The 14,471-nt window shown below is 55.9% G+C and carries 11 protein-coding genes; 2 read left to right on the forward strand and 9 right to left on the reverse strand.

Annotation, left to right across the window (positions count from 1 at the left end):
• Window positions 1-93 precede the first annotated feature (93 nt).
• From pgm to M0808_RS27225, 4 genes are all read right to left on the reverse strand, one after another.
• On the reverse strand, window positions 94-1,740 hold the full coding sequence (pgm, locus tag M0808_RS27210; RefSeq protein WP_096796764.1) for a phosphoglucomutase (alpha-D-glucose-1,6-bisphosphate-dependent): 1,647 nt from the start codon (window positions 1,738-1,740) through the stop codon (window positions 94-96).
• A gap of 96 nt (window positions 1,741-1,836) precedes the next feature.
• Window positions 1,837-3,237, reverse strand: a complete 1,401-nt coding sequence (locus tag M0808_RS27215; RefSeq protein WP_247843074.1) for a PLP-dependent aminotransferase family protein — start codon at window positions 3,235-3,237, stop codon at window positions 1,837-1,839.
• 48 nt (window positions 3,238-3,285) lie between these two features.
• Window positions 3,286-4,755, reverse strand: coding sequence for a hypothetical protein (locus tag M0808_RS27220; protein ID WP_247843075.1), 1,470 nt, complete (start codon window positions 4,753-4,755; stop codon window positions 3,286-3,288).
• A 549-nt stretch (window positions 4,756-5,304) separates the two neighbouring features.
• Window positions 5,305-6,327, reverse strand: a complete 1,023-nt coding sequence (locus M0808_RS27225; protein WP_027612770.1) for a zinc-dependent alcohol dehydrogenase family protein — start codon at window positions 6,325-6,327, stop codon at window positions 5,305-5,307.
• A 269-nt stretch (window positions 6,328-6,596) separates the two neighbouring features.
• Between M0808_RS27225 and M0808_RS27230 the strand changes: the two genes are divergently transcribed.
• Together M0808_RS27230 and M0808_RS27235 are read left to right on the forward strand one after the other, a co-directional pair.
• Window positions 6,597-7,511 (forward strand): LysR family transcriptional regulator, encoded by a 915-nt coding sequence (locus tag M0808_RS27230; RefSeq protein WP_027612769.1) that lies wholly within the window; start codon window positions 6,597-6,599, stop codon window positions 7,509-7,511.
• A 159-nt stretch (window positions 7,512-7,670) separates the two neighbouring features.
• Entirely contained in the window at window positions 7,671-7,955 is a 285-nt protein-coding gene (locus tag M0808_RS27235; protein ID WP_247843076.1) for a hypothetical protein, read from the forward strand.
• 3 nt (window positions 7,956-7,958) lie between these two features.
• Here M0808_RS27235 and M0808_RS27240 read toward each other — a convergent pair whose 3' ends face one another.
• From M0808_RS27240 to M0808_RS27260, 5 genes are all read right to left on the reverse strand, one after another.
• Window positions 7,959-8,915 carry a hypothetical protein gene (locus M0808_RS27240; protein WP_247843077.1) on the reverse strand — a complete coding sequence of 319 codons (957 nt, stop codon included), beginning with the start codon at window positions 8,913-8,915 and terminating at the stop codon, window positions 7,959-7,961.
• Between the two features lie 349 nt (window positions 8,916-9,264).
• Complete coding sequence (locus tag M0808_RS27245; protein ID WP_247843078.1) at window positions 9,265-9,825, reverse strand: hypothetical protein; 561 nt, start codon at window positions 9,823-9,825, stop codon at window positions 9,265-9,267.
• A gap of 301 nt (window positions 9,826-10,126) precedes the next feature.
• Window positions 10,127-11,305 (reverse strand): sugar transporter, encoded by a 1,179-nt coding sequence (locus M0808_RS27250; RefSeq protein WP_247843079.1) that lies wholly within the window; start codon window positions 11,303-11,305, stop codon window positions 10,127-10,129.
• Window positions 11,306-11,530: 225 nt separating this feature from the next.
• Window positions 11,531-12,382: a hypothetical protein gene (locus M0808_RS27255; protein ID WP_247843080.1), complete on the reverse strand. Its 852-nt coding sequence runs from the start codon at window positions 12,380-12,382 to the stop codon at window positions 11,531-11,533.
• Window positions 12,375-14,429 carry an AAA family ATPase gene (locus M0808_RS27260; RefSeq protein WP_247843081.1) on the reverse strand — a complete coding sequence of 685 codons (2,055 nt, stop codon included), beginning with the start codon at window positions 14,427-14,429 and terminating at the stop codon, window positions 12,375-12,377. The genes M0808_RS27255 and M0808_RS27260 overlap by 8 nt, the downstream gene beginning before the upstream one ends.
• Window positions 14,430-14,471 lie beyond the last annotated feature (42 nt).

Consider the following 14,471-nt stretch of genomic DNA (forward strand, 5'->3'; position numbering starts at 1 on the left):
CGCAAAGCGGCCTTCTTTTCAATGGAGCGGACTGCTACGCAGTCCATCGGGGATAAATCCCCTCACCACAGGAAGAACTCACCTCCCTGAAGATCACTTGGTGCTGATTGCGCCATCCACCAGCGTTTGCGCTTCAGCCACCAGTTGCTTGAGGTGGTCATCGCCAATGAAGCTTTCGGCGTAGATCTTGTAGATGTCTTCGGTGCCCGAAGGACGTGCGGCGAACCAGCCGTTTTCGGTCATCACCTTCAGACCACCAATGGCCTGATCGTTGCCCGGCGCATGGCTGAGAATGCTCTGAATCTTCTCGCCTGCCAGTTCGGTCGACGTTACTTGCTCCGGCGACAGTTTGCTCAACAGCGCTTTCTGCTCAGGGTTGGCCTTGGCGTCTACGCGCACCGAGAACGGCTCGCCCAGTTCATCGGTCAGGGCGCGATAAGCCTGGCTTGGATCACGCCCGGTACGAGCAGTCATTTCCGCCGCCAGCAGGGCTGGAATCAGGCCGTCCTTGTCGGTGCTCCAGACGCCGCCATCCTTGCGCAGGAACGAAGCGCCAGCGCTTTCTTCGCCACCAAAACCCAGCGAGCCATCGAACAGGCCATCGGCGAACCATTTGAAGCCGACCGGCACTTCGTACAGACGACGCCCCAGCCGCTTGGCCACACGATCAATCAGACCACTGCTGACCACGGTTTTACCCACCGCGGCGTCGGCGCGCCATTGCGGACGGTTCTGGAACAGGTAATCGATGGACACCGCCAGATAGTTGTTCGGTGCCAGCAGACCACCCGACGGGGTGACGATGCCATGGCGATCGTGATCCGGGTCGCAGGCGAAGGCCACGTCGTAACGCTCCTTGAGACCGATCAAACCTTGCATGGCATGGCTGGACGACGGGTCCATACGGATCTGTCCATCCCAGTCGACCGTCATGAAGCGGAAAGTCGGATCGACCTGCTTGTTCACCACATCCAGATCAAGACGGTAATGCTCGGCAATCGCCGACCAGTAGCGCACCCCTGCTCCGCCCAACGGATCTACACCCAGACGCAGCTTGGCGTCACGGATGGCATCGAAGTCGATCACGTTGATGAGGTCAGCGACGTAGGTGTTGAGGTAGTCGTGACGGTGTGTGGTGCTGGCCTTGAGCGCCTGCTCGTAGCTGATGCGTTTGACGCCTGCCAGCTTGTTGGCCAGCAGCTCGTTGGCCTTGGCTTCGATCCACTTGGTGATGTGGGTGTCGGCCGGGCCGCCGTTGGTAGGGTTGTATTTGTAGCCACCGCTTTGTGGCGGATTGTGCGACGGCGTAATCACGATGCCATCGGCCAGGCCCGAGGTGCGGCCACGGTTGTAGCAGAGGATTGCATGCGAAACCGCCGGGGTCGGCGTGTATTCGTCACCTTCGGCGATCATCACGGTCACGCCGTTGGCCGCCAGCACTTCCAGCGCACTGGCCCCGGCCGGGGTCGACAGCGCATGGGTGTCGATACCGACGAACAACGGGCCGTCGATGCCTTGGGCTTCGCGATACAGGCAGATCGCCTGGCTGATTGCCAGAACGTGCCATTCATTGAAACTCAGGTCGAAGGAGCTGCCGCGGTGCCCGGAAGTACCGAACGCAACACGCTGGGTGGCAATCGAAGCGTCCGGTTGGCCGGTGTAATAAGCCGTTACCAGTCGCGGGATGTCGACCAACAATTCTGCTGGTGCCGGTTTGCCCGCAAAAGGACTGATAGTCATGCAAAACCTCTGAAATAGAGTGGTTCAGGAAATACAGCGCAGTTTACTGACAGTTCGACCGCAGCGCGACGGGATCTATCCGACAGATTTCAACGTTCATTCCAGCGGCGCCAAGCGCAACGCCTCTCCCAACCTCTCGAGCGCTCCGCCCAAGCCGCTCTCTCCGTGATCCAGCAGGTTCAGGCGCAGATGCCGACGGTGCAATCCCTGCAAGCTGAACAGTTCGCCCGGCGCAATCAACACCTGTTGCCTGAGCAGGCGCTGAAACACATCGCGCATGTCCACCGGCCGCCGTGCCCGCACCCAGACCGTCGCCCCACCTTGTGGCTCGACAACCTGCAGCGCTTCGCCCAGACGTTCGCGCAACAAGTCGATCATCGGCGTACGGCGTTCCTTGAGGAACCGGCGAAGTACGTGCAGATGTTGATCGACCCGACCGTTTCCATACAGCCGGGCAATGGCTTTCTGGCGAACGGGCGACAACCGGAACGAGCGCATCAGAAAATGCCGCTGCATTTCGTGCTTCCATTGGCGCGACAACACGTACCCGTAAGGCGCTTCGATACCGATGAATTTCTCGAACGTGGAGAAGAGCAGCAGTCGGTCAGGGTCCAGTTGATCACGCAGACGCTCGACGCCCGTTGCCTCGCCCAGTTCACCGTAGCAGTCGTTTTCCAGCACCCAGGTGCCGTGCTCGCCAAGCAGGCCGGCGATCGCGTTGCGGTTATCCGCTGGAACCTGTGTACCGCGCGGCATGCACAGGCCCGAGGACAGCAGAATCAGCCGCACGTCTTCGGTCTTGAGCAGTGTTTCCAGCCGCTGCAGCTCCAGCCCGCCACAGGCCTGCAACGGCAGTTCGATTACACGCACCTCAGCCGCCTGCAGCAACCGCAGTATCACCCAGTCACAGGGCGACTCGACCAGAATGGTTGTGTGCCTGAGCTGCAGAACGGCCACCAGGATCTCCAGCACCCCGCGCATATCCGCGCCGATGTAAACATCCTCGGCGTGCCAGCACTGCTTTGGCGAGGTGGTATAGCGGGCCGCCAGGACGGCGCGTAATTCCAGTTCACCACAAGGCTGGTCGAGCAACGGCGGCTGGCGGGGATACTGGCGCAGCAGCTCGCGCTCCAACAACAGCAATGGACTGTCCAGTGATTGCAGCGAAACCGGATCATCAGCATTCAACAAACGCATACCCGGGTGCCGCGTGTTGACATAGAGCGTTTCGAGCAGATCATTGCTCATGGCAGGTGGCGTCCCCCCCGAAACCGCCCTGGCGTAATACCCGGACTTGGCCACCGAATAGATCCGCCCTTCCTTTTCGAGCAACGAGTAAGCGTATTGAATGGTCGAGATCGACACGTTCAAGCGATCTGCCAACTGACGCAGCGATGGCAGCCGTGAATTGCCATCGTAAGCCGACTCGGCCATCAAGCGCATCAGGTATCGATAGACTGCCTGGTAGGCGAAACCGGATTCCCGTGCAGCCTTCATGAGGCGGACACCATAACCGTTGGTGCGCCCAAGGATCGCTCGCTCACTTCATCGTTCCACTGACCGGTCACCCACGCCGGCGCCATCGAGGCCTGCTGCGTCGAGTGCGGTCTCCAGTGTTTGCCGGGCCGCACCGTGCGCAGGCAAGGGTTCCATGGCGTAGAGGTGGCCGATGAGCCGAACCGGTAAACCGCTGACGTCCATCATCCACTGCATTACCTGCTCCGGGCCGTGCAGCCCCTGCATGGCCCGATGCAAATCAGGCAGCGCCACCAACATGCCGGGATGACAGCTGCGCAGAAACCGCTCGAGCCCGGCTCCACGCTCGATGAACGGCGTGAACAGCAGGCAGACCCATTGTGCTTCGTTCAGACCGTAAGTCTGGTGCAGCCAGCTCGACGCCGCTTCGCGCAGTTCTTCCGTGGTCTGCCGTTGCCCCAATCTTGCGATCATCTGCTCGCAGACCGGTTCCGGCACCCGCTGCAGCTGCATGTTCGCCAGCATGCGCTGGACATGTTCCGAGAACCCCGCTTCATAGCTGCGATCGCTGAGGAACTCGGCTTCCAGGCCGCGTAAATGGGCCTCGATCAAAGGGTCGGCGTATTCGCCCTCACCCTGGTGAAACACCCATTCCTCTGCCTCGAACCCCAGAAACTCGCTCAGTAGCGGCCAGCGTTCTTCAAGATTGCCGACCGCCATGTCATGAATGTCGACAAATGTCGTGCGACGACATGACTCGAAGCCACCCTCGGGACGCCAGCATTGCCGCTCCGATTCGGAGTAAAAACCGCGATACAAATCCCCTCCCAATCCGTCCAGCAAAGCGAACAGCTCATCGAACGTCCCGGAATTCGGCGTCAGCGCCCCGATACCGGCCTTCTGCACGGCCCGGTCCAGGTCTTCGACAAACTGCTTCTGACGACGCGGCGATTCGCTGGCCAGCCAGGCATCCACGCCGTTACTCCAGCGAGCAATCTGGCCGTAAAATTCGGCCCAGGCCAGGCAGGCGTCGTCCCGCCACTCAAGCTTCTCGCCCCTGGCACGTCGATGCCCCATCATCAGCAGATTGGTGCGATGGGCGTCCGCGCTGTCCATTCCGAGTGGCGCCAGATGGTTGAACGGCAACACTTGTCGATGTTCCACCATGAGCAACTCGACACGGGGGTCGTCATATAGAAACAAGGCAGCGAAGCTGCGGTGCATGTTGTTCAGCGCCGCCGTCCCCGATTCGCTGCGGCGCAAGGTGGCCACACGTAACTGGAACGTGGCGGGGGCGCGGCCGGCAATACTCAACTGGGCGGCGCGCAGCAGCGCCAGCATGTAGCAACTGTCACGGGTACCGGATGGCGTCACCATGACCTTGTATTCACCCATGCGCTCCATTCCGCCGGCGGCGACCACCAGACGCTGGATCAGCAACTGCAGCGCTGTGCGCTCGGCTCTGGAAAAGAAACTCAGCAGGCGTTGCAATACTTGCTGGTAGACATAGTTCATTGCCTGATCATGGATCGTGCTCATCAGTACTTTACCCGGCATAAAAAATTCATATCGCGCATCAGCGATGACGCTGGCGCAATAAATTCATCAATAAGTAATAGACGATCAAATACTAACACTTATGATTTTGAAGTTATTTGAAACACTTGACGCAATGAAGTCAGCAACCCTACCGCCTCAGACAACGTAAACCCCCGTCAGCATTGAGTTTTTTCTGATCAGAAAATATCTGAGGAAACTTCTTACAGCGTCCCACGAACATTGAGTACAACAAAAGCAGAACAACAATAGGAAATGCCCTACAGTCATTAAACAAAAACCGCTATATCGCCCATGAGGGGAAACGTTAAACGCGAAATGAAAAACAGAATGCACAGACATGGCTCATTCCTTGAGATGAAAGTAATCATTCAATTATCAGGGCTTATATGGCGAATAGAAGATACAGATGGCAGACAAAAACCGGTTCAGATGCACAACCGGCCACGCACCATGCTTGGTCTGTCTGATTATTTGTGAGAGGTAAAAAGCGCAAGAGTCCGTGGGGCCACGGACTCTGTTCGGAGGGAGTTACGCGGGTTCGACCTGCAGGGCGACCCGTTCGCGGCATGGGCATTCGTCCATGTAGCGATGTGCTTCGACGAACTCGTTAAACGGGAAGACCCGGGTCTTGAGCGGCAGCAGCACACGGTCGGCCGTCAGCTGATTGATATCACGCAGGGCACGTTGCAAGGCGACTTGATCCTGAACAATGCCCAACTCGGGTTTACCGGTGAAATTACCGATGCAGTGCACAAAGAACTGGATGTTTTTCTGGAACGCCGCACAGGCCGGAAATGGTGTCTGGTTGCCACCCTGAAGACCATACAGGACCAGGCTGCCACGCGGTGCGAGGACATCGCCGAGCAACGACATCTGCGGGCCGCCAAGACCGTCGAACACCACATCGACACCACGGTTGTCGGTGATCTTGTTGATTCGCATCAACAAGTCTTCTTCCTCGGTGACGATGACTTTCTCGGCACCCAGCGACAGCAGATATTCACGCTCATCAGCGGTTTTTGTCGCGGCAATCACCCGCACGCCCATGGCCTTGCCCAACTGGACAAAGGACGGACCGGCGCAATGGCTGGCGTCAGTGACCAGAGCAAACTGCCCTGGTTTGACCCGCGCCAGATCCGCATAGGCAAAATAGGCGATCAACAACGGCGTGTAATGCACGCTGGCCTCAACCGGGCTGAGCACATCCGGATAACGGGTCAGCGCGGTACGTGGCAGCACGATCTGCTCGCCATACACCGGGTAATCGTTCGGGCTTTCGGCCGGGAAACTGGCCACCTTGTCGCCGACCGACAGATCGTCCACACCGTCACCGACGGCGGTGACCACACCGGCCATTTCATGGCCGAGACCGGACGGCAGGCGTGCCTGGGACGAGGCCAGATTCTGACGCCAGAGAATGTCGTACCAGCTGATGCCGATCGCCTCGACACGCACCTGCACTTCGCCAGGACCTGGCTGAGCGGCCGCATGCTCTTCGCATTTGAGCACCTCGGCCGGACCAAACTTGTGAAAACGGATCGTGCGGGACATCGCAAACCTCGTCAAAGTAACCTCTAATGCCCTGAACTCTATCTGGGCTTTTGACCCAAGACTATCAGTGGCTATTAATAGTCGACATGCCTGTCATTGATTCCGCAGTATGAACGGCATTGGCAAAATTGATGAAAAAATGCCGCCACCGGCCCGGTAAAGCTGAATTTAGCGGTGCAGAGTACCAGCCTTTCCCCGTAATATTCATGCCGGCCATTGTTCTCATATGGTCGCTCTCGTCAAGCTTGATGACTCTGCCAGGACTCCAGATGAATCGTAATGACCTGCGTCGTGTCGACCTGAACCTGTTGATCGTATTCGAAACACTGATGCACGAACGCAGCGTGACCCGCGCCGCCGAGAAGCTGTTTCTCGGCCAGCCGGCGATCAGTGCGGCGCTCTCGCGCCTGCGCAGCCTGTTCGATGACCCGTTGTTCGTGCGCACCGGACGCAGCATGGAACCGTCCGCCCGCGCGGTGGAAATCTTCGCCCTGCTCTCCCCGGCGCTCGACTCGATTTCAACGGCTGTCAGCCGCGCGGCGGAATTCGACCCCGCCACCAGCACTTCGGTATTTCGCATCGGCCTGTCCGACGACGTCGAATTCGCCCTGCTGCCGATGCTGCTCAAACGCCTGCGCGCCGAAGCACCGGGCATCGTCCTCGTCGTGCGCCGAGTCAACTACATATTGATGCCGGGCCTGCTGGCCTCCGGCGAAATCTCCATCGGCGTCAGCTACACCACCGACCTGCCGGCCAATGCCAAGCGCAAGGTGCTGCGCCGCAGCCAGCCGAAACTGCTGCGCGCCGACACCGTGCCGGGCCCGCTTAGTCTGGATGACTACTGCGCGCGTCCGCATGCACTGGTGTCGTTCGCCGGTGACCTCAGTGGCTTCATCGATGAAGAGCTGGAGAAACTCGGGCGCAAGCGCCACGTGGTGCTGGCCGTACCGCAGTTCAATGGCTTGAGTACGTTGCTTGCCGGTACCGACATCGTCGCGACGGTGCCGGACTACACCGCGGATGCGCTGACGGCTGCCGGCGGTGTGCGGGCGGAGGATCCACCGTTGCCGACGCGTACGTTTGAGCTGCATATGGCTTGGCGTGGATCGCAGGATAACGATCCGGGGGAGCGTTGGTTGCGGTCGCGGATTCAGATGTTTTTTGGCGATCCTGAGAGTCTTTAGGCGTTGTCGGGCAGGCTATTTATCTGATCATTTTTGCCTTTCGACAAACCATGGAGCTCCATTCACTACCGTTGGATGGCTACATTGGGGGCACATCTGAGGGCATACTTTGGATGGTTTGAAAAGGATGCCCCCAACCCTATACCCAAGAATCCGCTCATGAAATCACTCCCACCCAAGCCAAAAAGTGGCCTCCTTCCACGCTCCAACCGTCTCAAGATCTTCCAAGGTTTCCAGCAGAATCTTTTCCAAACTCAATGCGCAGCATCCTGGCAGGCCCAAGTCGTGCCGATTTCAACCCCACTCGACAGTTGCAACTACCAGAGCCATATTTTGAATATCAGCTTGTCTACCCCGCAGTCGATCGACGCCGTCGTGACGTGTTACGCCGGCCCGTTGATGGTGCTGGCAGACAAGATGCGCGCCGGCTTTAATGCCGTCTGACGGTCAGCCGGGCCGTCCGGGCCTGGGCAACGTGGTAAAATAGTCATCCATGCGCTGGATAAGGGGATCGGTCAGCTGTTTCATAGAAGGGATGGGAGTGATGACAGGGTGACTTTGCGGATACTCAAAGTCTTCAATCTGTTTTTTCACAACGATTTCAATACTCTTATCGGCCAACTCCTTGGCTACGGCAATAAAACCGTTATCTAACGGATGGGCACGTTCACCCGCATGCACGCCGGGATAGTTAACGGCAGGCTGAAAATCACTGAGGACAGCTATCAGCCTGACCGAGGAGTAAAACCACGGCCGAACATCAGAAACGAGCGCTCCATATAGATTAATCAGTATGATTCCGCTCAACAGCGCGCCCACCGAATGCCCCTGCACATCGATGAAGCTGAGCCTCTCTGGCGCTACTTTACTCCATGCTTTGCGGAGGTACGGCAGCAGATTGAAAATATTCAACAGGCTCGCAATAACAGACAGGGGGATTAAAAATAACGCGCCTAGCCCGACGCCGATTAAAAGTAGGAACCCGAGAAGGGTAAACACAAAGGCTCCCAAGAGCAGCCATGCAGGAATATAAAAGGCAAGCACTAGAAAACCGACGGTAATATCAAATGATTGCGGTGGCAGCCCCAAGGCTTCAGCCACAATCCATCTAGAAATGGCTGTCGATATTAACAACACCAATAAGTGCAGTAGAATAACGGGTGCTTTACCAAACGGCTTATCCCATACAGAGATAAACCAGCGGTATATGCGCAGGCACACAAACATGAAGCTGACAACAAACCCTATAGAAGCAATTAAAATGGCATTATTTAATATTGCCGACCCCATCAGCACTGACAAGAACATTCCAAGCACTGTGACAATGACGGAAAAACTGTAAAAGCGCCCCGACCAGTTCATACCCTGAAATTTAACCTTCAACCTCCCAAGCTCCAACATCATCCCTCTCCATTATTCAATAACCTTATATAACCCCATTGACGATTCGCAGGTATTCAACCGCTTTACGCACGATTACCCAAGCTTATCATAAGCAGCCTTTTGAACTGGAGCCATGCCTACCAATTCTCCCTGTTTTGTCGAGCCTCTATGCTTGGATAAAGCACTACAGAAACCTCAAGAAGAATGGCAAAGACGATAATCAGCACTCTGCACTGCATTGATTGCGAGCGGAACTCAAGCGATTTGGTCGAATATACCTAAGCGCTGAACCCAACTCGCTTGAGACATCGAGATATTGGATTATTTTTTGCCTAGGGAGCGATCAGCCACCCGGACTCGAACCGATGTGTCAGTTCTTTTTCAACAAAAAAATTGCCACGCTGTAAGCCTGAACAACAGCAGCAGTCATAGCAGAATCAAGAGACGAGATAGATACGTCCTCAATCTTCAGCCCGGTATTCTTCACTAGGAACGCGAGCGCATCTGGTTTTTCGAGATTGTAGGAATTATCTGATAACCAACGAGCGAGCATGATGAATTTGTCAGCAGCTTCCTTTGCAGCGCCAACATTTGAAATCAGCAACTCAAAGAAGTCTGGGTAGAACATCAGTTGAGGAGTGTACAAAAGCTGAAGTGCGGTATCATCAGTATCGGTATCGAGACCTAAACTATTTTCAAGAGTCAGGCGTAGATTATTCACGAAAGCTGTTGATATAAGCTGCATCAGCCCAACAAAATTTTGGACACTTTGTTTTCTGTCGTCATGGAATGATGCCAAATCGATTGCAACTTCCATACATCCAATGAGTGGTCGGACATAGAGCTTTTTAGTTTTATCGTCTACAGACGGATCTTCGGCAATGGCTAAGTATTTGTGAAACAATTGCTCAACAATCTGCTCAACTCTCATACGCATCCCTACTTCAAATGAAATGGCCTGAACACGAGCCGCATCATAGCACAATGCCAGTCAGTGATTGATGCGCAGATTTATAACTTGGCGATGGTGTCACCGGAGCGGTGATAGCCCCTGCCCTGGTCTGCGAGGTCCCTGTCAATGTCGATTGAGTACGACATGCAAGCGGGGGCAAATGTGGGAGCAGCTCCGATAATTATCGGCCTGAAAGCATTGATCTAGAGCAATGTCAAAATGCTCTTCGGCGACCCGGACAGCCTTGAGCTGCCTGCGCATTAACCAGGCAGCCAAACATTCAAACCCCAACCCGGCTGTTGCGATGTATCGACACGCAGTAAAACGCCAGCGCCGAAGCCGCCAGCATCCCGCCAACCACCCCGATGTAAGCAAAACCAAACTGGCTACCGACCCAACTCCCCACCAGTGCCCCGCCGCCGATACCGATGTTGTAGATCCCGGAAAACAGCGCCATCGCCACGTCGGTGGCGTCCGGCGCCAACACCAGGACTTTCGACTGCAACGCCAGACCGAAGCCCATGATTGCCATTCCCCAGAACACACTCAGCACGCCGAGGTATGAAACATTGCCGCTCAACGGCAACAGCAAAGCCAGGCACATTGCGAGCACCGATACGCAGATGATCAGAAAGCGCTGGGGGTTATAGCTGTGCAGGTAGCTGAACAGCAGCGAGCCGAAAATGCCGGCACCGCCGAATAGCAACAGCAGCAGCGTGACCACGTCGCCGCTCATGTTGGCCACGGTCAGTACGAACGGTTCGATGTAGCTGTAGGCAGTGAACTGTGCCGTCACCACCATCGCCGTCAGAACATAGACGGCCACCAGCGCGGGTCGCTTCAGCAATACAGGCAGGCTCTTGAGCGAGCCCGAGTTCTGGCTGGGCAGCAGCGGCAGTACCTTCGCCAGGCAGAACACCAGCGCTGCGGCAAAGCCGGCAATCACAATGAACGTGGTACGCCAGCCCATGGCCTCGCCCAACAAGCGACCGAGGGGAATACCCAGCACCATAGCCAGCGAAGTACCGGTTGCAAGTAAGCCCAAGGCTTGAACCTGCTTGCCCGGTGGCGCCAGGCGCACGGCCAGAGACGCGGTGATCGACCAGAACAACGCATGCGACAACGCCACACCGATCCGGCTCACCAGCAGTACACCGAAGCTGGTCGCCAGACTCGACAGAATGTGACTGGCGATAAACATCCCGAACAGCACAATCAGCAATTTCCGCCGCTCGACGTTGCGCGTCAGCAGCATGATCGGCAGCGACGTCAGAGACACCACCCACGCATAGATGGTCAACATCAGGCCGACCTGCGCGGTCGACATGTCGAAGCTGCTGCCGATCGAACTCAACAGACCGACCGGGACGAACTCGGTGGTGTTGAACACGAACGCAGCCAGTGCCAAGGCAATGACTGCGTACCAGTTGCCGTTGTTTGTCGCCGTAGAATCACTCATTTAAACGTCGTAATACTCTTCGATGATCGTGCGAGCTTGTGCGCAAGCGATCTGTGCCCATCTGTCGTTTTGTACACCCATTGCCGAAAAACTTCAGACAACAGGTGGTTCGAAAACGACTCTACTATAAAGAAATGTTGAATTGTCCAACGAGGATGAAGCGCTCAGTGAGTTTGCATCGCCCATCGCTGTTGGTCCGACTCAGTCGTGATCTGCGGCCAATTATCAACAATCGCACAATGAACGATCGGCATTGCCACTCTCCCTCAGACAGGAGATCAAATCGTACAAATCATCCCATTGCATCTCTGTTCGCTGAAAGAAGATCACTCTCACCATGCCGCAGTAAGGTCTGGTCTCACAACCGTCCTCGGCAATGCACTCCAGCACTCGCAGGACATCCCGCTCAGTGACATCGCGCGCAATTTCGTCAAGATGTTCATGCGTGGCCCGTGCGATTTTATAGCGGGCCAGTCGAAGGCTGGGGCGATCGAGCCCACAGGTTGCAATCGTCGCCTTGCCTTCGTCAGTGAGTGCGCGGATTTCACCCAACCGGCCATAGGTGAAGTGGATCTGCGCCTCGAAATGATCATCAAACGGTGAAAGCAGTAAGGGTCGGCAAGTTTGCGTGGGGCACACCACATGCACGCCTGCAACGGGATAGAAATTAGTCTTCCACTGCTGATTGCATATCTGACAGCTGAGTAAATAATTGTCCCAGCTATAGGCTCGCCACCAGTAACCGGGCTTGATGACACTATTTTTTCTCTTTCGCCCCGCCACCGATGAACTCCAGGGAACTTCTCTGCCCCAGTCCTCTGGCTTGTCTTCAAGGGTATGAACCTCCGCCTTTGGCTGGATATGCTCGACGTCACCATATTGAAGGCCCAGTACCTGGCCTTCGCAGTATCCGCACCTGCCGAGTTGCGCCTGGCTGAAATCTCTTTTGTAATCCGACCACAGATTCGAGAAACTGACATCCCCCCTATTCGCCACGGCCTTGGCGACGGCCGCTTTTGTCGACTTGGTCTTCTCTTCGAAATCGGCGGCTATCGGTGGTCGTACGAGCTTACGCATCGTCGCGTCCTTGTCGTTGATCCGAACCGCCTCGCTGGATGTTTTTCAGGCGATGCCTGATCAATTGATTCGCCTGAGATTCCGACATACCGGCATCGAGTACTGCAGCAGCAACCAGGGCCGCACGCTGGGCACGCGTACTCCCGAACGTGACCATGCGCTGACGAAGCGTGGCTTCCAGTTCAGCGAGGCGTTGCGCGTCCGGCGGATTCTGCTGCAAGAGCACGCAGTGCTCAGACATGAGCAGCAAGGTATCGGTATCGATCGTCGATTGAAGACCGAACCACGGGCCGGTGAGGATCTCATCGGCGCGAGTGCCTGGCGGGACATCGATCTGTTCGAAAATAAAGCGCTTGTCTTCGGGGTGCTTGGCCATAACCCACAACTCGCCCTCTTTCAAACCCTGGACACACAACGGGTCATGGGTGCTGACAATAAAGCGTACGTGAGGGAACAACTGGCGCAACCGGTCGACGATCTGAATTTTCCAGCGGGGATGAAGATGAAGTTCGAGCTCATCAATCATGACCACGCCTTGCGCAGATTCCATGTCAAATGTACTACTGGTCAAATGGAACATAATGTCCATCGCCAGAGCCAGGACGGACTTGTATCCATCACTCAACTCACTGAGCGATACCGTCCTGCCGTCGATTTCGCTGAACATGTGCTTGTTCTTGCGAGTGAGTCTGGCGTCCGAACTGACCGGCAATAAATCCTTCAGACTGGTGGCCAGAAGAGTGAATTGGTCCTCGCTGATCTTTCTCTTGTTGCTGAGATACTGTTCAACCTGCACAAGTGGATGGATATGGTCAAACAGGTTCAGAACACTTACGCGCGGCGGCGCGGCAGGTGCGGCAACATCGTCACTGGGCAGTAGACGAGTGGAACCATAAGCCAGAACAGGCAAATCTGGCACGTCACCTGTGATGCGAAATGCCTTGTCGTTTTTTGTAAAGGTCATCTTCCGCTGACTGCCGTCGGAAAACTCCAGACGAACAAAGCCATCTTTAACATCCCGCCCCTTGCGAAGCCAAATACTTGCGTCCAGCGCGTCAAGCTCCTCCGCAGGTCTCATGGTCAACGCGATGGCCTGGAGCAGGCTGCTCTTTCCGACGCCATTTTCACCCAGCACCATAAGCCAAGGCTGGATAGCGTGTTCACCGTTACTCTGCAATGGAGGAAACTTTATCTTGAGGTCACTGATCACCTTGAAGTTGTGGATTTCAATTCCCTCGAGCCAGATGGCGTCGGGAATTGTCTTCATCGCCTCAGGCGCTGCTACCGGTGGTTCGGGAGGTGTTACAGGAACCGCGGAGTCCGATGAAAAAAACGCATCGAGTACGACTGATGTGATGGCGGAAACCGGCTCAAGATCAGAAAAAAAACGACGAAACGCTGTTTCGTCGAGCCCCTTCAAAGACTCCAGTGACAACAACGCCTCACATTTTCTGATGAGGTCCGAAGCACGTTGAAGGCGGCTCCTGACCAACGCCGCATCATTAAGTTGAAATACCTTGATCGTTGCCGCACCCCGTTCGGTGAGGGCAATGACTTGACCATCGCTGAGAAACTTCAGATGCTTTTCAGGATCGTCCCGACACGGGTCTAACAACAGCGGTTGTTCGTCTATCAGGGACTGCCTATCGCCAAGAGGGGAAGCAACCGGCCCCAACACAGGGAATAGATTTCGCTTCTTGGCATTACACCTTGAACAGCACAAGTACAGATTTTCCCAGTCATAAGCCAGCCACCAGTAGTGTTGCGGGTCGATGCTGCCATCGGCCCGGCCTGCACGCCTATATGGTCGAAAGTGATCGATTTCGGTGGCGGCACATTCACAAAATGCGCATTTGCCTCCAAACAGATTCTGGAGCGCTTCACGCACCAGCCCCCGGAGGGGTGGTGGCATCCGGAAATCAATGACTGTTTGTGAATGCCTGCCATCCGCCGATTCAAAAATCGATCTCAGCCGCTCCATTTCACGCCGCTGGTAATCAAGCAAAGCTGGGGGCGGCGGCACACTATGTCGTTCAACAATAATCATCGAATACCCGATCGTAAACTTGGGACGGAGCGGAAGTTGGAA

It is taken from the genome of Pseudomonas sp. MWU12-3103b (assembly GCF_023100615.1).
Taxonomy (GTDB): domain Bacteria; phylum Pseudomonadota; class Gammaproteobacteria; order Pseudomonadales; family Pseudomonadaceae; genus Aquipseudomonas; species Aquipseudomonas putida_A.